The 19514-nt window shown below is 62.5% G+C and carries 16 protein-coding genes; 13 read left to right on the top strand and 3 right to left on the bottom strand.

Annotated elements, in window-relative coordinates:
• The first annotated feature begins 3 nt into the window (after window positions 1-3).
• The 11 genes from BMZ70_RS08410 to BMZ70_RS08360 all read left to right on the top strand — a co-directional run bounded on the left by BMZ70_RS08410 (window position 4) and on the right by BMZ70_RS08360 (window position 13702).
• Window positions 4-1545 (top strand): alpha-N-arabinofuranosidase, encoded by a 1542-nt coding sequence (locus tag BMZ70_RS08410; RefSeq protein ID WP_092272314.1) that lies wholly within the window; start codon window positions 4-6, stop codon window positions 1543-1545.
• Window positions 1546-1549: 4 nt separating this feature from the next.
• Entirely contained in the window at window positions 1550-3118 is a 1569-nt protein-coding gene (locus BMZ70_RS08405; protein ID WP_092272311.1) for a glycoside hydrolase family 43 protein, read from the top strand.
• Window positions 3119-3130: 12 nt separating this feature from the next.
• Complete coding sequence (locus tag BMZ70_RS08400; RefSeq protein ID WP_092272308.1) at window positions 3131-4144, top strand: arabinan endo-1,5-alpha-L-arabinosidase; 1014 nt, start codon at window positions 3131-3133, stop codon at window positions 4142-4144.
• A gap of 8 nt (window positions 4145-4152) precedes the next feature.
• Window positions 4153-6558: a glycoside hydrolase family 127 protein gene (locus BMZ70_RS08395; protein ID WP_307183651.1), complete on the top strand. Its 2406-nt coding sequence runs from the start codon at window positions 4153-4155 to the stop codon at window positions 6556-6558.
• Window positions 6559-6666: 108 nt separating this feature from the next.
• The gene (locus BMZ70_RS08390) at window positions 6667-7623 is read left to right on the top strand and encodes an ABC transporter substrate-binding protein (protein WP_139212886.1); all 957 of its coding nucleotides are present in this window, start codon (window positions 6667-6669) and stop codon (window positions 7621-7623) included.
• 5 nt (window positions 7624-7628) lie between these two features.
• Window positions 7629-9164 (top strand): sugar ABC transporter ATP-binding protein, encoded by a 1536-nt coding sequence (locus BMZ70_RS08385; RefSeq protein ID WP_175500768.1) that lies wholly within the window; start codon window positions 7629-7631, stop codon window positions 9162-9164.
• Window positions 9165-9252: 88 nt separating this feature from the next.
• The gene (locus BMZ70_RS08380) at window positions 9253-10284 is read left to right on the top strand and encodes an ABC transporter permease (protein ID WP_092277668.1); all 1032 of its coding nucleotides are present in this window, start codon (window positions 9253-9255) and stop codon (window positions 10282-10284) included.
• Window positions 10281-11285: a galactofuranose ABC transporter, permease protein YjfF gene (yjfF, locus tag BMZ70_RS08375; RefSeq protein ID WP_229205343.1), complete on the top strand. Its 1005-nt coding sequence runs from the start codon at window positions 10281-10283 to the stop codon at window positions 11283-11285. Before BMZ70_RS08380 ends, yjfF begins: the two co-directional genes overlap by 4 nt.
• A 38-nt stretch (window positions 11286-11323) precedes the next feature.
• Window positions 11324-12265 carry a glycoside hydrolase family 43 protein gene (locus BMZ70_RS08370; RefSeq protein WP_092272296.1) on the top strand — a complete coding sequence of 314 codons (942 nt, stop codon included), beginning with the start codon at window positions 11324-11326 and terminating at the stop codon, window positions 12263-12265.
• A gap of 2 nt (window positions 12266-12267) precedes the next feature.
• Entirely contained in the window at window positions 12268-13206 is a 939-nt protein-coding gene (locus BMZ70_RS08365) for a LysR family transcriptional regulator (protein ID WP_092272293.1), read from the top strand.
• 52 nt (window positions 13207-13258) lie between these two features.
• Window positions 13259-13702: a nuclear transport factor 2 family protein gene (locus BMZ70_RS08360; RefSeq protein WP_165403499.1), complete on the top strand. Its 444-nt coding sequence runs from the start codon at window positions 13259-13261 to the stop codon at window positions 13700-13702.
• A 216-nt stretch (window positions 13703-13918) separates the two neighbouring features.
• On the opposite strand, the gene BMZ70_RS08355 is transcribed toward BMZ70_RS08360, so the two are convergent.
• Window positions 13919-14323 (bottom strand): DNA-binding transcriptional response regulator, encoded by a 405-nt coding sequence (locus BMZ70_RS08355; RefSeq protein WP_092272287.1) that lies wholly within the window; start codon window positions 14321-14323, stop codon window positions 13919-13921.
• Window positions 14316-14822, bottom strand: coding sequence for a GAF domain-containing protein (locus tag BMZ70_RS08350; RefSeq protein ID WP_092272284.1), 507 nt, complete (start codon window positions 14820-14822; stop codon window positions 14316-14318). Before BMZ70_RS08350 ends, BMZ70_RS08355 begins: the two co-directional genes overlap by 8 nt.
• 125 nt (window positions 14823-14947) lie before the next feature.
• Here BMZ70_RS08350 and BMZ70_RS08345 point away from each other — a divergent pair, with 125 nt between their 5' ends.
• Window positions 14948-15886 carry a bifunctional helix-turn-helix transcriptional regulator/GNAT family N-acetyltransferase gene (locus tag BMZ70_RS08345; RefSeq protein ID WP_092272281.1) on the top strand — a complete coding sequence of 313 codons (939 nt, stop codon included), beginning with the start codon at window positions 14948-14950 and terminating at the stop codon, window positions 15884-15886.
• Between the two features lie 70 nt (window positions 15887-15956).
• Window positions 15957-18365 (top strand): penicillin acylase family protein, encoded by a 2409-nt coding sequence (locus tag BMZ70_RS08340; protein ID WP_092272278.1) that lies wholly within the window; start codon window positions 15957-15959, stop codon window positions 18363-18365.
• On the opposite strand, the gene BMZ70_RS08335 is transcribed toward BMZ70_RS08340, so the two are convergent.
• A complete protein-coding gene (locus tag BMZ70_RS08335) occupies window positions 18301-19509 on the bottom strand; it encodes an acyltransferase family protein (RefSeq protein ID WP_092272275.1) in 1209 nt (402 codons plus the stop codon). The genes BMZ70_RS08340 and BMZ70_RS08335 overlap by 65 nt on opposite strands.
• Between the last annotated feature and the right edge of the window lie 5 nt (window positions 19510-19514).

Raw genomic sequence — 19514 nt, 5'->3', positions numbered from 1 at the left:
AGAGTGAATCCAATCAAACGTGGTGTCCTCGCACTGTGCATGCTGGCTTCCGGCAGCGCATTCGCTGTTGAACTGACCATCGACGCGGCCAAGCCGGGCGCGGTGATTAACAAGGACGTTTACGGCCAGTTCGCCGAGCACCTTGGTACCGGCATCTACGAAGGTATCTGGGTCGGCCCTAAATCGAAGATCCCCAACACCAAGGGCTGGCGCAACGACGTGGTCGGCGCGCTGAAAGACATCAAGGTGCCGCTGGTGCGCTGGCCGGGAGGCTGCTTTGCCGACGAATACCACTGGCGCGACGGCGTAGGCCCGCGCGAGAAGCGACCGGTCAAGGTCAACACCAACTGGGGCGGCGTGGACGAATCCAACGCTGTCGGCACGCATGAATTCTTTGACCTGGTCGACCTGCTGGGTGCGGACGCCTACGTCAACGGCAACCTTGGCACCGGCAGCTCGCAAGAAATGTCGGAGTGGGTCGAGTACATGACCTCCGACAGCAAATCCACGCTGGCCAATATGCGACGCAAGAATGGCCGCGACAAGCCGTTCAAGGTGGCCTACTTCGCGGTCGGTAACGAGGCGTGGGGCTGCGGCGGCAATATGAGCCCGCAGTACTACTCGGACCTGTACAAGCAAGCCGAGACCTTCCTGCGCGCACCGAAGCAGTACCGCCCGCAGATCATCGCCAGCGGCGGCAACGACAATGACGTGACCTGGACCGATGTGCTGAGCAAGCAGCTGAAGAACCAGACCAGCGGCATCAGCTTCCACTACTACACCCTGCCGACCGGTAAATGGGAAGTGAAGGGCGCCTCGACCGGCTTCCAGGAAAACGAGTGGATCTCCACCATGTCCAACACGCTGCGCATGGAAGACCACATCCAGAAGAACACCGCCGTAATGGACAAGCACGATCCGGAGAAGAAACTGGGCCTGTTCGTGGACGAGTGGGGCACTTGGTACGACGTGGAAAAGGGCACCAATCCTGGCTTCCTGTTCCAGCAGAACACCCTGCGCGATGCGGTTGTCGCTGCGCTTAACTTCAACATCTTCCACGCTCACGCGGACCGCGTGCGCATGACCAATATCGCGCAGATGGTCAACGTGCTGCAGGCGATGATCATCACCGACAAGGACAAGATGATCCTGACCCCGACCTACTACGCGTACCAGATGTATGTGCCGTTCCAGAACGCGACCTCGCTGCCGGTGTCGCTGAAGGACAATCCGGACTACAGCGTCGGCAACGTGAAGGTGCCTGAGATCAGCGCATCGGCCGCGCGCGGCACCGACGGCAAACTGTATGTGGCGCTGGTAAACACCAATCCGAACAAGGCTTCGGATGTCGCGCTGAATATTCCTGGCCAAAGCGTGAAGGCTGTGAAAGGCCGCGTGCTGACCTCCACCGCGATGGATACGCACAACACCTTCGCCGCGCCGCAAGCGATCAAGCCTGCAGCGTTCAGCGCCACCGCCGGCGCCGACGGCAAACTGACGGTCAAAGTGCCTGCCAAGGCCGTGATCGTGGTGGCAGTGGAGTAAGCTCATGGACGATATCAACATCACTCGCCGGAAGGTCATTTCGGCCGGCGGCGTGGCGTTGGTGCTGGCCGGTTGCGGCGGCGGTGGCGGTGGCACTACGCCAACGCCTACCCCGACGCCGACGCCCACTCCAACGCCGACGCCTACTCCGACACCAACGCCGACGCCAACGCCGACGCCAACGCCAACGCCAACCAGCATCACATTCATGGACGCTTCGGTACACGATCCATCCGTGATTAAGGTGGACGGCACGTTCTACGTGTTTGGTTCGCACCTCGCCGCCGCCAAGTCGACGGACCTGATGAACTGGACCAAGATCGCCGACGGCGTCAACGCGGCCAACCCGTTGTTCAACAACGTGGTGACCTCACTGGCCGACACCTTCGCCTGGGCACAGGTGACGGACCTGTGGGCGCCGGATGTGGTGAAGCTCGCCGACGGCAAGTTCTATCACTACTACTGCGCCTGCAAGGGCGACTCCCCGCGCTCGGCGCTGGGTCTCGCGGTGGCGGACAAGGTAGAAGGCCCATACGTCAACAAGCAAATCCTGCTCAAGTCGGGCAACTGGGGCGGGCCGGGCGAAGACGGCGTCACCATCTACGACGCGCTGACCATGCCGAACGTGGTGGATCCGAACACCTTCTTCGACCAGCAGGGCAAGCTGTGGATGATCTACGGCTCGTACTCGGGCGGCATCTTCATCCTCGAGATGGACACCAGCACCGGCCTGCAAAAGCCGGGGCAGGGCTACGGCAAGCACCTGATCGGCGGGAACCACAGCCGCATCGAAGGCGCGTATGTGCTGTATAGCCCGCAGTCCAAGTACTACTACATGTTCACGTCCTTTGGCGGGCTGGATGCCAACGGCGCGTACAACATGCGTGTATCGCGTTCGCTGAATCCGGACGGTCCGTACCTGGACGCGAAGGGCAACGACATGGCCAACGTCAAGTCGAATCCCGCGCTGCCGCTGTTCGACGATGCGACCATCGCGCCGTTTGGCCAGAAGATCATGGGCAACCACCAGTTCGCGCTGGCGGCTGGCGAGACCGGCACGCCGCTGGGCTACGTATCGCCGGGCCACAACTCGGCCTACTACGAGCCGTCGACTGGCCAGTACTTCCTGATCTTCCATACCCGCTTCCCTGGTACGGGAGAGCTGCACCAGATCCGCGTGCACGAGATGTTCATCAATGCCGACGGTTGGCCAGTGGTGGCGCCGTTCCGTTACGCGCCGCTGAGCAAGAACGCGACCACCTTGTCGGCCGAGGTGACTGCGGCCGATGCGGCGGGCACGTACAAGATGATCAATCACGGCAAAGACATTTCGACCACCATCAAGGCTTCGCAGGAAGTGGTGCTGGCGGCGAATGGCACGGTGTCCGGATCCGCCAGCGGCACGTGGAAGCACGATGGCAGCAACAAGATCACCATTTCGCTCGGCGCGACCGGGACTTTCGTTGGCGTGTTGTCGCGTCAGTGGAATACCAACGCCAGCGCGTTCGTGGTGACGTGGACGGCGCAATCGGTGGACGGTGTGTCCATCTGGGGCGCACGGACTGGCAACTAAACGAGGTAGGTGATGAAGTATGTTTTATTGACGGCGGCGTTTGCGCTGGCTGCAGTTGGCTGCACGGCCAAGGAAGTCAGCGTGCACGATCCGGTGATGGCCAAGCAGGGCGATACCTACTACGTGTTCAGCACGGGGCCGGGTATTACGTTCTACAGTTCAAAGGACATGAAGAACTGGCAGCTGGAAGGCCGCGTGTTCAAGGAGCAGCCGGTGTGGGCCAAGAAGGCTGCACCGACGTTCGACGGTCATATCTGGGCGCCGGACGTCCAGTTCCATAACGGTCGATACTATTTGTATTATTCCGTTTCGGGATTTGGCAAGAACACCTCCGGCATCGGCGTCACCGTCAATAAAACGCTGGACCCGCGTTCGCCCGATTATCGTTGGGAGGACAAGGGCATGGTGCTGCAGTCGGTGCCGTATCGCGACGACTGGAACGCCATCGACCCGAATGTGATCGAGGATGGCAAGGGCAATGCGTGGATGTCTTTCGGTTCCTTCTGGAGCGGACTGAAACTGGTGAAGCTGAATGCGGATTGGACGGCGCTGGCCGAGCCGCAGGAGTGGCACGCCATCGCCAGCCGCACCAATGGCGCCAGTGGTGCGGGCGAGCAGGCCGGCGTTGGCGAGATCGAAGCGCCTTACATTTTCAAGAAGGGTGATTATTACTACCTGTTTGCGTCATTTGGGCTGTGTTGCCGCAAGGGCGATAGTACCTATCATGTGGTGGTCGGGCGTTCGAAGGACATCACCGGGCCGTATGTCGATAAGAACGGCGTCGACATGATGAAAGGCGGCGGCTCGCTGCTTATCGCCGGCGACAAGGACTGGAAAGGCCTGGGCCACAACAGCGCCTACACGATGGACGGCAAAGACTATCTGGTGCTGCACGCTTACGAGACGGCCGACAACTACCTGCAAAAGCTGAAGATCATGGAAATGAAATTCGACGCCGCCGGTTGGCCGTCGGTCGAGCAGGCAGACCTGAACAAATACCGCAGCATCCAGCTGCCAGCGAAATAGTGGCCGCCTTGCGCACGCTATCCCGCCGTCGAGCGCTGAAGCTCGCTGCCGGCGCGGCCGCCACCGTTGCATCGCACGGCGCACTTGCCGCCACGCCAGCCGCACGTACGGATGCGGCGGGCGGTGGCTTGTCGCTATTCCCGCTGAACGCAGTGCGCCTCGGGCCGAGTCCTTTCCTGGAAGCCCAACAGACCGACCTGCGCTACATCCTCTCGCTGGATGCGGACCGCCTGCTGGTGCCATTCCTGCGCGAAGCCGGCCTGCCGTTCAAGCAGCCCAGCTACGGCAACTGGGAATCCTCCGGCCTCGATGGCCACATGGGCGGCCACTACCTATCGGCGCTGGCCCTCATGTACGCCGCCACTGGCAACCAGCAAGTCCTCGAGCGCCTGAACTACACCATTGCAGAACTCAAACGCTGCCAGCAAGCCAACGGCAACGGCTACATCGGCGGCGTCCCTGGCGGCGCGGCGGCATGGAAGGACATCGCCCAAGGCCAGCTCCACGCCGACAACTTCTCGGTGAATGGCAAATGGGTCCCGTGGTACAACCTCCACAAAACCTACGCCGGCCTGCGCGACGCCTACGTCCACGCCAACAACGCCGACGCCCGCACCATGCTGATCGCCCTGTGCGACTGGACGCTTGAGCTGACATCGCACCTCACCGAAGAGCAAATGCAATCCATGCTGCGCAGCGAACATGGCGGCATGAACGAAGTCCTGGCCGACGTCGCGCAAATGACCGGCCAGCAGAAATACATGGACCTGGCCATCCGCTTCTCGCACCAGGCCATCCTGCGGCCGCTGGAAGAGGGCAAGGACCAGCTCACCGGCCTGCACGCCAACACGCAAATCCCGAAAGTCATCGGCTTCAAACGCATCGGCGACATCACGCAGCGCAAGGACTGGCAAAAGGCCGCAGCCTTCTTCTGGCAGACCGTCCACGACCATCGCACCGTCGCCATCGGCGGCAACAGCGTGCGTGAGCACTTCCACGACGACAAAGACTACACCTCCATGATCGAGGAAGTGGAAGGCCCGGAGACCTGCAACACCTACAATATGCTGAAGCTCACCGAACTGCTGTTCCTCGGTGACGCCAAAGCCAGCTACGCCGATTACTACGAGCGCGCGCTGTACAACCATATCCTGTCCTCGCAGCGTCCCGACAGCGGTGGCTTCGTTTACTTCACGCCGATGCGGCCCAACCACTACCGCGTCTACTCGCAAGCGCAGAAGGCCATGTGGTGCTGCGTCGGCTCCGGTATCGAGAACCACGCCAAGTACGGGGAATTCATCTACGCTCATCGCGGCGACAGCTTGTATGTCAACCTGTTCATCCCGTCCACGCTGGACTGGCGCGAGCAGGGCGTTCAAATCCGCCAGTCCAACCGCTTCCCGGACGAAGAGCGCAGCACCATCACCATCAAGGGCAACAAGACCTTCACGCTCAAGATCCGCTACCCGGAATGGGTGGGGCAAGGCGCGCTGCGCATCACCGTCAACGGCAAGCCGGTTGCCGCTGCCGTCGGCGCCGACCGTTACGTCAACGTGCGCCGCGCATGGCGCGATGGCGACCAGCTCGAACTGCACCTGCCGATGACCACGCGCCTCGAGCAGATGCCCGATAAATCCGACTACTACGCCGTACTGCACGGCCCCGTGGTGCTGGCCGCGAAAACCAATCCATTCCCGGGTGAGCAGCTTGACTATCTGGCAGACGACAGCCGCATGGGGCACATCGCCAGCGGCCCGGTATGCCCGCTGGAGCAGGCGCCGGTGCTGGTCAGCGAGAGCGCATCCTTCGCCGGCCGCTTCCGCTCAGTGCCCGGTCGGCCGCTGACCTTCACCGCACCGGGTCTGGTGCAATCGCCGGCCAGCGGCCCGACCACCTTCGTCCCATTCTTCCGCGTGCACGACGCGCGCTACGTGGTCTACTGGCCGTACGCCACGCCCGCTGCCCTGGCAGAACGCCGCGCCAAGGCCGCAGCCGACGAAAAAGAACGCCTCGCGCTGGACGCCCAAACCATCGACCAGGTGGCGCCCGGCGAGCAGCAGCCCGAGTCCGACCACTTCTTCAAGGCCGAAGGCGCGGATGCGGGCGTCAACAAGGGCAAGCACTGGCGCCATGCGCGCGGCTGGTTTAGCTACGAGCTGACCGACAAGCATGGCGAAGCCCGCACCCTGCGGCTGACATACTCAAAAGCAGACGCCGGCCGCCGCTTCGATATCTTAATCAACGAACAACTGCTGGCGGAAGTCCGCCTTGACGCCACCGCGCCTGCGGACCTGTACACCCGCGACTACGCTATTCCGGCCGGCGCCGCACTGGCCGGCAAGCTGGTCGTCAAGTTCGTGGCGCGGGAAAACTCGGTCGCCGGCGGCTTGTACGGCCTGCGCCTGCTGCGCTGATATATCAAAATCGATATCGAAGAATACGAAAATATCATTGGATAGATATTTGTAATTCTCATAGTATTTATCTGAAAAACATAAAACCTAATTGGAGACTTGACCATGATGAAGCGTAGAACCCTGTTGACCACCGCATTGGCCGCCGCCGTCGCCCTGAGCGCACCGGCCTTCGCCGCCAAGCCGCTGGTGATCGGCTTCTCGCAGGTTGGCGCCGAAAGCGAATGGCGCACCGCGAACACCGTCTCGATCAAGGACGCCGCCAAGAAGGAAGGTGTTACCCTCAAATTCGCCGACGCCCAGCAAAAACAGGAAAACCAGGTCAAGGCCATCCGCTCCTTCATCGCCCAGCGCGTGGACGTGATTGCGTTCTCGCCGGTGGTGGAGTCGGGCTGGGACACCGTGCTGCGCGAAGCCAAGCGCGCCAACATTCCAGTGATCCTGACCGACCGTGCGGTCAATGTCAGCGATCCGTCGCTGTACGTCAGCTTCCTCGGTTCGGACTTCGTGGAAGAGGGCCGCCGCGCCGGCCGCTGGCTGGTCGAGCGTCAGAAGAAAACCCCTGATGCTGCTTTGAATATCGTTGAACTGCAAGGCACCGTGGGCTCCGCGCCTGCGCTGGACCGCAAGAAGGGCTTCGAGGAAGTCATCGCCGGTAACGCCAAGCTGAAAGTGATCCGCTCCCAGACCGGCGACTTCACCCGCGCCAAAGGCAAGGAAGTGATGGAAGCCTTCCTCAAGGCCGAGGGCAAGAAGATCAACGTACTGTACGCGCACAACGACGACATGGCCATCGGCGCCATCCAGGCCATCGAAGAAGCCGGCCTGAAACCGGGCAAGGACATCATCGTGATTTCGATCGACGGCGTAAAAGGCGCGTTCGAAGCCATGATCGCCGGTAAGCTGAATGTGACGGTGGAATGCAACCCGCTGCTCGGCCCTCAGCTGATGCAGATCGCCAAGGACGTCGCGGCCGGAAAGCCTGTACCTAAGCGCGTTGTGACGCAAGAAGGCGTGTTCCCGGCAGAAGTCGCGGCCAAGGAATTCCCGAACCGTAAATACTGATTGCGATGACGACGATATCTACCGCGCCGGTGCTGGAGCTGCGCGGCATCAGCAAGGCGTTCACCGGCGTGCAGGCGCTGAATGGCGTGTCGCTCAACCTGTATCCGGGTGAGGTGCACACGCTGATGGGCCAGAACGGCGCCGGCAAATCTACGCTGATCAAGGTGCTGACCGGCGTTTATACGCCGGATCACGGCCAGATCGTGCTGGCAGGCCAGTCGATTCAGCCGCAGTCCACGCTGGATGCACAGAACCACGGCATCAGCACTGTTTATCAGGAAGTGAATCTTTGCCCGAATTTGTCGGTGGCGGAGAATATCTTCATTGGGCGCTATCCACGCAAGTTCGGCCGCATCGACTGGGCCGGCATGGCGCAGCAGGCGGCTGAACTGCTTGAGCGCATGCAGATCAAAATTGATGTGACGGTGCCGCTGGCGCACTATCCGCTGGCGATCCAGCAGATGGTGGCGATTTCGCGTTCGCTGCTGGTGTCGGCCAAGGTGCTGATTCTGGACGAACCGACTTCTTCGCTCGATGAGAAGGAAGTTGATTTGTTGTTCAGCGTCTTGCGCGGCCTGCGCGAGCAGGGAATGGCGATTCTGTTTGTGACGCACTTCCTCGACCAGACCTATGCGATTTCGGATCGCATCACAGTCATGCGCAACGGTGAGCGGGAAGGCGAGTACCTCGCCGCCGATCTGTCGCGCGTGGAGCTCGTTAACAAGATGGTCGGCGCACCAGCCGCCAGCGAGACCGCGACACCCGCCGCCGCTCCCATCGCCGTCGACGCCACGCCGTCGCGCTTCAAGTCCTTCCTGCGCGCCGTCGGTTTGGGCCGCAAGGGTGCGCTCACGCCGATGGATCTGGAAATCCGCGAAGGTGAAATGCTGGGCCTTGCCGGCCTGCTGGGTTCCGGCCGCACCGAAGCCGCGCGCCTGCTGTTCGGCGCCGACAAAGCCGATAGCGGTGTTATTACCATCGACGGCAAGGAGCGCAGCCTGTCTTCGCCGCGCGACGCCATCGCCGCCGGCATCGGCTTCTGCTCCGAAGACCGCAAACACGAAGGCGCCATCCTCGACCTGTCGGTGCGCGAAAACCTGATCCTCGCATTGCAAGCCCGCAGTGGCATCATGCGCGCCATCCCGCTCAAACGCCAGCAGCAGCTGGCCGAAGAATACGTCAAAGCGCTCGGCATCAAAACCGCCAGCATCGAAACGCCGATCGGCTCACTCTCCGGCGGCAACCAGCAAAAAGTGCTGCTGGCGCGCTGGCTGGTCACCGATCCAAAACTGCTGATCCTGGACGAACCAACGCGCGGCATCGACGTGCGCGCCAAGCAGGAAATCATGGACTACGTCTCGGCCCTGTGCAAGAAAGGCATGTCCATCCTGTTCATCTCGTCCGAACTGCCCGAAGTGCTGCGCGTGAGCGACCGCATCGTCGTCATGCGCGACCGCAAAGCCGGCGGCGAATACCCGCGCGGCGCGCTGGACGAAACCTCCGTGCTGCAAGTGATCGCCGCAGGAGACCAGCATGCATAAGCCCGTCGGCGACGCCGGCTCCGCGACGCTCACCGCCGCGCCTGCGGCCGCTGCGCGCGGCGGCAAATCAATCCAATCGAATCTACCCATGCTGCACCATCCTTTATTCCGGCCACTGGCCGCGCTGGCGATCTTGCTGCTGATCGACCTGTTCATGGTCCCCGGCTTCTTCCACCTTGAAATCAAGGACGGCCACCTGTACGGCAGCTTGATCGACATCGCCAACCGCGCCGCGCCGCTGATCCTGGCGGCCATCGGCATGACACTGGTAATCGCCACGCGCGGCATCGACATCTCGGTCGGCGCCACCGTCGCCATCAGCGGCACCGTCGCCGCCATGCTGGTCGGCGGCACAATGGTGATGAATAACGGCGTGCCCGAATACGTCGCCAACACCCCGATGTGGATCGCACTGGCCGTCGCAATGGGCACCGCCTTGCTGTGCGGCGCATGGAACGGCGCACTGGTGGCCGGCCTCGGCCTGCAGCCCATCGTCGCCACCCTGATCCTGATGGTGGCAGGGCGCGGCCTGGCGCAGCTGTTCACCGACGGCCAGATCATCACCGTCTACTACCAGCCGTTCTTCTTCCTCGGCAGCGGCTACCTGCTTGGCTTGCCGTTCTCGCTGTTCATCGTTGCCGCCGTATTCATCGTGACCGCGCTGCTGCTGCGGAAAACGGCGCTTGGCCTGTTCATCCAGTCGGTTGGCATCAACCCGGTGGCCGCGCGGCTGGCTGGCTTGAAGACCGCAGTGCTGATCTTCTTCGTCTACGTCTTCTGCAGCGCCTGCGCCGGACTGGCAGGCCTGATGATCACCTCCAACATCAAGAGCGCGGACGCCAACAACGCCGGCCTGCTGCTGGAACTGGACGCCATCCTGGCCGTCACGCTGGGCGGCACCTCGCTGGCCGGCGGCAAATTCAGCCTGGCCGGCAGCGTGATCGGCGCGCTGATTATCCAGACCCTGACCTACACCATCTACTCCCTCGGCCTGCCGCCGGAAGTCAACATGGTGGTCAAATCGGTCGTGGTGTTTGTAATCTGCGTGTCGCAATCGGCGGAATTCAAAACCATGTGGCGCCGTGCCTTCCCAGGCGCACGCGGAGGAAACGGGAAATGAGCACAATGAGCACAATGAGCACCGCGAGTCTTCCGAAGCCGTCGATCGCATCATCGCCGTATTTCACATCGCTGATTACCGTCTTCCTGCTGGTAGTCCTGCTGGGCGCGGGCGGCGCGGCCTATCCAGGCTTCCTGTCCCTGCAAGTGCTGTTCAACCTCCTGATCGACAACGCATTCCTGCTGGTGATCGCGGTCGGCATGAGCTTCGTCATCCTGTCCGGCGGCATCGACCTGTCGGTCGGTTCGGTGCTGGCGCTGACCACGATGATCTGCGCGTGGATGCTGCAAACCTGGCACCTGCCGCCGCTGCTGGTGATCGCCATCGGCCTGGCCGTCGGCACGCTGTTCGGCGCGGCGATGGGCGCGATGATCCACTACTTCAAACTGCAGCCGTTTATCGTCACGTTGGCCGGCATGTTTCTGGCGCGCGGCCTGTGCTACCTGATCAGCATCAACTCGATCACCATCGAAGATCCGTTCTTCGTCGCGCTGTCGCAAACGCAGCTGCCAATCGGCGACTGCTTCATCTCGCCGGGCGCCTTGATCGCGCTGATCACGCTGGCTGCAGCCATCTACGTCGCGCACTGCACGCCTTTCGGCCGCGCCATCTACGCCATCGGCGGCAACGAGCAATCGGCGCTGATGATGGGCCTGCGCGTGGCGCGCACCAAAGTGCTGATCTATGCATTCAGCGGCTTTTGCGCCGCGCTGGCTGGCGTGCTGTTCTCGTTCTACATGCTGTCCGGTTACGGCCTGCATGCGCAGGGCACGGAACTGGATGCGATTGCGGCGGTAGTCATCGGCGGCACGCTGCTGAGCGGCGGCTACGGCTACGTGGCCGGCGCGCTGACCGGTGTGCTGGTACTGGGCTCGATCCAGACCCTGATCGCCTTCGACGGCACGCTCAGTTCATGGTGGACCAAGATCGTCATCGGCGGCTTGCTGTTCATCTTCTGCGTGGTACAGCGTCTGATGTCGCTGCGTGGCACAAAAAAATAATTAGATAAACACTGGAGAGCACCTTGAAAAAAAGTCTGATGTTCGCTGCGGCGAGCCTGCTGGCTTGCGCCGCAAATGCGGCCAATCCCATCCTGCCTGAACTGTTCACCGCCGACCCTGCGGCCTTTGTCGAAAACGGCACCGTCTACCTGTACGTCGGCCACGACCAGGCATCGCCGACCGACAAGGACTACGTCATGAAGGAATGGCGCCTGTACAGCAGCTGCGACATGAAGAACTGGACCGACCGTGGCTCGCCGATCCAGCCATCGGCCTTCAAATGGGCGATAGGCAAAGTCGACGCATGGGCGGCCGACATCACCAAGCGCGATGGAAAATACTACTTCTACGCCACCGTCGATCACGCGACGATTCCGGGGCGCGCCATCGGCGTCGCCGTGTCGGACAAACCGGAAGGCCCGTTCGTCGACGCGCGCGGCTCGGCGCTCATCACCAACAACATGACGCTGGAAGCGCCGATTGCGTGGGACGACATCGATCCGGGGGTATTCATCGACGACGATGGCCAGGCCTACCTCTACTGGGGCAACACGATCCTGAAGTACGCCAAGCTGAAAGCCAACATGACCGAGCTGGATGGCCCGATCCACACCGTCGGCATGGACCGTTTCACCGAAGCGCCGTACCTGCACAAGCATAAGGGCACCTACTACCTGTCCTACTCGCGCGACTTCCCGGAAGAGACGGCGTACTACACCGGCCCGGGCGCCACCGGGCCGTGGAAATACCAGGGCGTGATCATGTCGAAGAACGCCAAGGTCAAGACCATCCACCAGGCCATCGTCGAGTTCAACGGCAAGAACTACATCTTCTACCACAACGCCAAACTGCCGGGCGGCGCGGAGTTCCGCCGTTCGGTAGCGGTGGAGGAATTCACGTACAATGCTGACGGCACCATCCCGTTCATCAAACAGACTAAGGAAGGCCCGGCGGCCAACCCAAGTGCTGCTTGTAAGTGACTATGGATACGAATCCGAATTGGTTCCTGCGCGCGCGCCTGAAAACGCGCCAGCTGCTGCTGCTGATCGCGCTGGACGAACAACGTAACATCCACCGTGCGTCGGAAGAGCTGCACATGACGCAGCCCGCCGCGTCCAAGCAGCTCAAGGATCTCGAGGAAATGCTGGGCGTGCAGCTGTTCGAGCGCCTGCCGCGCGGCATGGAGCCGACCATCTACGGCGAGACCATGATCCGCCACGCGCGCATGGCCTTGACCAGTCTCTCGCTGGCGCATGAAGACATCGTCGCCATCAAGGCCGGCTTGTCCGGGCAGGTGGACATCGGCACCATCATGACGCCGGGGATCGCGCTGCTGCCGCAGGCGATCACGCGCACCAAACAGGCCGCTCCCAAGCTGCGCATCGGCGTCGAGATGGAGCAGTCCAACGTGCTGCTGGAGCAGCTGCAGCGCGGCCGTCTCGACTTCATGATCGGCCGCATTCCGGAGCGTGAAAGCGCGGAAGGGCTGAGCTACGAAGAACTGGGCGACGAGCCGGCGTGCGCGGTGGTGCGTGCCGGCCATCCGCTGCTGGCGTCGAAAAACCTGCAACTGCGCGACATCGCCAACCAGCCGTGGATCCTGCCGCCGCAAGGCTCCATCCTGCGCGCGCGCTGCGAACTGATGTTCCGCCGCGCTGGCCTGGAAGTGCCGATCAACGTGGTCGACACCACGGCGGTGCTGCTGATTAAACCGCTGCTGCAGCAGACCGACGCGCTCAACGTCATGCCGATCGCGGTGGCCAAGTACTACGAATCGCAGGGCGTGCTGAACATCCTGCCGATCGAACTGCCGTGCCGGATGGACGCCTTCGGCATCATCACCGTGGATGGCCACATCCTCTCCCCAGGCGCCGAACTGCTGCTAAAATCGGTGCGCGAGGTTGCACGCGAAATCTACTGAAACCAGATGGCGGACGGAGGGGCAGATGCAGGTGGCGCTTAAAAAGTCTTTGATGATTTTCCTGTGTGCGGTGTCGCCGCTGGCAGCGCAAGCTGCCGACGCCACCGATGAGCAGCTGATTGAGCACGCGGTGCGCGACTACATCGAGTCGCAGCACCAGGTCGACCCGGCCCGCATGGAGCGTAGCCTTGATCCCCAACTGGCCAAGCGCACCTACTGGCAGAAGGCCGACGGTTCGGAGTTTGTCATGAATACCGACTTCGATACGATGGTCAAGGTCGCCCGCAACTACAACAAGGACGGCACCAAATTCCCGGCGCAGCCGCGCGTCGGCATCAAGATCCTCGATATCGACCAGCGCGTGGCGACCGTCAAGCTGACTGCCGACGAGTGGATCGACTATATGCACCTCTACAAAAACCAGAGCGGCACATGGAAGATCGTCAACGTACTCTGGCAGTACCACGACACCGCGCGCCAAGTCAGCAAAAAATAATCCGGCTACTAAATTCAGGGTCAGCTCTGTCATTTGGACAGGCGGGAACCATGTTTGTGCTAGATCAATGCCTTAACCGTATTTTTATGGTTTTCCAATCGCGGCCAACTTCTTTTTAAGCTGCGATATCTGAGGTGTGCGCTTTGATATTTCTCAAAGAATGTGTGTGCGTGTCCAAATGACAGAGCTGACCCTGAATTGAATTTAGGAAACGGGCTACTTGCCGAAGGCCTCGAACGCTTCCAGCAGGATTTTGGCGCGGAAGGGTTTGAGGATGACGCGGCTGACCTGGCGCTCTCGCAGTTCGTACATCAGCTCTGCGGTGGCGTGGTCCACCATCACGGCGATCGGAATGGTGGCGGCGCTGGCGGACATGCCGTTGCGGACTTTGTCCAGCAGGCTCAGGTTGTACAGGCAGTCGCCGTCCGCGCCGCAATCGATGGAGATCACCGCGCCGTTAAAGGCGCGCTCGCGCAGCATGCGTTCGGCGCTCTGGATGGTGGCCGCTTCGTGCACGGTGCCCAGGCCCAGCGAGCGGGCCGTCAGCGAGACGGTTTTGCGTAGCAGGCTTTGCTCTTCCACCAGCAGCATGTTGAGGTTTTGCGACGGTGCTTCAGGCATCGGGCACCTCCGCAGCACCGGTCAGCTCTTCCACCAGCAAGTCGCGCAGTGAACCGAGGATGGCCAGCTCGGTCCTGTCCAGCGTTGCGCGCGGATGGTGGTCGATCAGGCACAGGGTGCCGATCGCGTAGCCGTTCGGCATGCGCAGCGGCGCGCCGGCGTAGAAGATCACGTGCGGCGGCCTGGTCACCAGCGGGTTGTCGGCGAAGCGTTCGTCCTCGCGCGCGTTGGGGATGATGAAGATGTCCGGCTGCAGGATGGCGTGGCCGCAGAACGAAACATCGCGCCCGGTCTCGCAAGCATCCAGCCCCACCCGGGCTTTGAACCACTGGCGGTTTTCATCGATCAGCGAGATCAGCGCGACCGGCACGTCAAATTCCTGCGCCGCGAATTGCACCACCTTGTCGAAGCGTTCTTCCGGCGGCGTGTCGAGGATCAGCATCTCGCGCAGAGCGATGAGGCGTTCGCGGTCGTTGTCGGGGATAGGCGCAGCTAACATGGCAAGAGACGGCGCGATGGCCGCGTAGTCGTGTTGTGCTTACTCTAGCATCATCGGCTTAGCTATAATGTTGACTCAGTCAGCAATCTGTCGCAAAATTGCCGCATACGATAGCCGGAGTGCCCATGCCTGTTCCTGTGTTTAACGACCGCGTTGCGGCGGTCCGTTCGTTCAACCGCTTTTTCACCCGCCAGATCGGCGTGCTGCGCGAAGGCCTGCTGCACAGCGAATTTACGCTGACAGAGATGCGCGTGCTGTACGAGCTGGCGCATCATGGCGACCAGCCGTCCGCCGCGCTGTGCCGCGACCTCGGGCTGGATCGCGGTTACCTGAGCCGCATCATCGCCAAGTTCGAAAGCGCGGGGCTGGTCAGCAAGGTGCCCTCGGCCACCGACGGCCGCGCCAAGCTGTTGCACCTGACCGATCATGGCCGCGCCATCTATGAACCGCTGGACCGCCGCTCGCGCGAGGAAGTAGGCGACATGCTGTCGCGCTTCGGCGAGTCGGACCAGCTGCGCATGCTCGACGCCATGCGCACCATCCGCGATCTGCTCGATGCCGAAAGCGGCATGAAATACGCGCAGCCGTTCGTGCTGCGTGCGCACCGCCCCGGCGACATGGCGTGGATCACGCGCCGCCACGGCGAAACCTATGAAGCTAATCAGGGCTGGGACCGCAGCTTTGAAGCGCTCGTCGGCCAGATCTGCGCCGATTTCGAACGCGATTTCGATCCGGCGCTGGAACACTGCTGGATCGCCGAGATGAACGGCCAGCCGGTTGGCTCGATCGCACTGGCGCGCAGCGGTGAGGAGGGCGTGGCCAAGCTGCGACTGCTGCTGGTGGAGGAACAAGCGCGCGGCTATGGCCTTGGCTCGCGGCTGGTGGATGAATGCCACAGCTTCGCGCGCGCCGCCGGCTACCGCAAGATGCGCCTGTGGACCACGGATCAGCAAAAGGAAGCGCGCCACATCTACCAGAACAAAGGTTATGTGCTGGTGGCCGAGGAGCCGGTGCACGCCTTCGGCAAGGACATGGTCAACGAAACTTGGGAACTTCCTCTATAAATAGCTGATTGCCCGTACCCCGTCTCTCTGGCAGTATTGCCAACTTCATGTTTCATATAACGGGGATGGTATGCAGAAAAACCGTGTGATGGTGTGGTCCAGGCGGGTGTTGATTGGCGCAGTAGGGCTGCTGTTGTTGGCGATCGCCGCAGCGTGGCTGTATTTGCGCGGCAGCCTCGCGCAGCTGGAGGGTTCGCGCCAGGCGGCGGGTCTTGAAACCACCGCCAGCGTGGCGCGCGATGCACAGGGCGTGCCGCTCATCAGCGGCGGCAGCCGGGCCGACGTGGCCTACGCCACCGGTTTCGTGCACGCGCAGGAGCGCTTCTTCCAGATGGATTTGCTGCGCCGTGTGGCCGCCGGCGAATTGTCCGAGCTGTTTGGCGAACGCGCGCTGCCGCTCGATAAATCGCACCGCCTGCACCGTTTCCGCGCCCGTGCCGAAGTTGCGTTGAAAACCATGTCGCCGGCCGACCGCGCGCTGCTGGACCGTTACGTCGCCGGCGTCAACGACGGCTTGAATGCGCTCAGCGCCAAGCCGTTTGAATATGCGCTGGTCGGCCTGCCGCCGCGCGCATGGCAGCCGGCTGACACTATGCTGGTCATCTGGGCCATGTACTTCGACCTGCAAGGCAGTCAGGAACCGCGCGAACTGGCGCGCGGCTGGTTCAAGGACCACGCGACCGACGAGCAGCGCGCCTTCCTCGCGCCGGAGTCCTCGCCGTGGGACGCTCCGCTTGATGCGCAGACCATCGCAGCCGCCGATGTGGTGATCCCTGCCGCGCCGCCTGCATGGTGGGGCAAGCCGAAAGCGGCCGACGCGCCGGCGCCCACCAAGGTGGCCGCTGCCGAATTCCTCAACACCTTGGGCAGTAACAACTGGGCGGTGTCCGGCGCGCGCAGCGACACCGGCGCGGCCATCGTCGCCGACGACATGCACCTCGGGATCTCGCTGCCGACCATCTGGTATCGCGCCGCGCTGCAATTCCCGGACGGGAAGGGCGGCCAGCGCCGCATGGTCGGCGTCACGCTGCCGGGCGCACCGCTGGTGGTGGTCGGCAGTAACGGCAAGGTGGCATGGGGCTTCACCAACAGCTACGGCGATTACATGGACTTCATCGCGCTCGATAGCGATGCGGCCAAGCCGGGCCAGGTGCGCACGCAAGCGGGCTGGGAGACGCCGGTGGTGCATGAAGAAACCATCCTGGTGAAAGGCGCGCCTGCCGCCAAGCTGGCCGTGCGCGAAACTTCGCTCGGCCCGATCCGCGAAGCGTCGGGCCGCAGCTATGCGCTGCACTGGACCGCGCATCTGCCGGGCGCCGTCAACTTCAATCTGGCGCGCATGGAATCGGCCGACACGCTGGATCAGGCGCTGGAGGTTGCCGCCACGCTGGGTGTCCCTGCGCAGAATTTTGTCGGCGGCGACGACAAGGGCAATATCGGCTGGACCATCGCCGGCCCGCTGCCGCGCCGCGCGCCGGCTGGTGTGGCCTCGACTTATCCGATGAGCGCCGACGACACCGCCGGCGTATGGCAAGGCTGGCTGTCGCCTGCGGAATATCCGAAAGTGGTGAATCCTGCGGACGGCCACCTTGCCACCGCCAACAGCCGCCAGCTGGCTGGCGCCAACGCGGCGCTGATCGGCGACGGCGGTTTCGATCTCGGCGCGCGCACGCATCAGGTGCGCGACGATCTGGCCGCACTCGGTCCGAAGACGGATGTGAAGGAAGTCTACGCCATTGGCCTCGATGACCGCGCCGTGTTCCTGACAGCGTGGCGCGAGCGTGCCATCGCGGCGCTGGACGCCAAAGCCGTCGCCGGCAACACCCAGCGCACCGAAGCGCTCAAGCTGCTGAAGGATGAATGGAGCGGCAAGGCCAGCGTGGATTCGGTCAGCTACCGCATCACGCGCGGCTTCATGTACGCGGTGTACGACATCGTCTACGAAAACGCCAACGCCGAACTGGCGAAGATCGATCCAAAATCCAGCATGGCCTCGGTCAGCTCACGCTGGCCTGTGGTGCTGGCGCGCCTGCTGGACCAGCAGCCTGCGGCCTGGCTGCCATCGCAGTATGCGGACTGGCAGGCCTTGCAGGTCGCCGCGATGGACCGCGTGATCAAGGACCTGACCAAGGATGGCCAGCCGCTATCGGCTGCCACCTGGGGCCAGCGCAACACCGCCACCAGCGCGCATCCGATGGCGTCGGCGATCCCGCTGCTCGGCAAATACCTGAAAGTGGCGCCGGATATGCTGCCGGGCGACCAGCACATGCCGCGCGTGTCCGGTCCCAACTTCGGCCAGTCGGAGCGCCTGACCGTGTCGCCGGGCCATGAGGAGCAAGGTATCTTCAACATGCCGGGAGGGCAGAGCGGCCATCCGCTGTCGCCGTACTTCCTCGATGGCCGCACCGACTGGCTTACCGGCCGGGCGTCGCCGCTGCTGCCGGGGCCTGCGCAGCATACGCTGACGTTTGTGAAGTAAGCGGCCCCAGTCCAAACAGTGGGCGGAGCACGGCGATGCGGCGCACCACCTCAAACACGCCGAAGCTGATGGCGAAGGTCAGCACGATCAGGAACACGCCTTCGATGCCGGGGGCGAGCTTGATCGGTTTCATCCAGTGCGCCATCGCCACGATCAGCGTCTGGTGCAGGATGTAGACCGGGAACACGGCTTCGGTCAGGTAGCGGCGCTTGGCGCTGTCGAAGTTCAGGTGGCGGTGGCCGAAGCCGCACACGGTCAGGATCGGCATCCACTGGCACAGGCAGTAGATGGTGCGGAATACCGGCTTCCATTGCTGCACTTCAGGCGTGTTGGCCAACGCTTCCGGAATCGACCAGTAGCAGACGATCAGCGCCCAGCTGGCGAGCCACAGTCCGAGGCTGGTCCAGCGCAGCGCATCCATCCTGGCCCACAGCTGCTTTTGTGCCGCCAGCATCGCGCCCAGTGCGAACAGGAAGAAGTACTGCGCGTGGTTGTACCAATCGTCGACCAGACCGTGTGTCGATTCGAAGCGGTCGGCCAGCGTGAAGCGCGCCAGGGCCAGTATCGCCACTGGCAGCACGATCAGGCGCCAGCCGCTGAGTAGCCGGCCCAGCGCGTCCGAGACTGCATCGAAGCGCGCGCCCAGCAGCCACACGATCAAGCCGCCCAGCATGGTGTAGACCCACAGGTAGGCCACAAACCACAGGTGGTTCCAGGTCGGCATGTCGAGGCAATCCTTGCCACGGCAGAAGCCTTCGTATCCGCTCACGTAAAGTCGCATGAATTCGGCGTAGCCGCCCTGGTAAGCAATTTTCTCGACTATTTCAAAGTAGGCCTGCGGCGGCACGATGACGAACATGCCGAACACCAGCGGCACCAGCAGCCGCCAGCTACGCTGCTTGAGCAGCGCGCCAACGCGAAATTTCTTCAACATGAAGGCGGTGGCCACGCCGGAAATCATGAACAGCAGGCCGAGGCGCCACGGCGACGACAGGATCATCAGCGGCTCGATGGCGTTGCTGGCGAACGGGCTTTTCACGTGCCAGTCCCATGTCACATAGTACATGCCGGTGTGGTAGAAGATCAGCAAACAGAACGCGAAGATGCGGATCCAGTCGAGGAAGTAGAGGCGGTTGTTGTTCATTCTTG

Source organism: Duganella sp. CF402, from assembly GCF_900109645.1.
Classification (GTDB): Bacteria; Pseudomonadota; Gammaproteobacteria; order Burkholderiales; family Burkholderiaceae_D; genus Rugamonas.
Note: the sequence above shows the minus strand (reverse complement) of the source record. Positions and strands in the feature narration are given on the sequence as shown.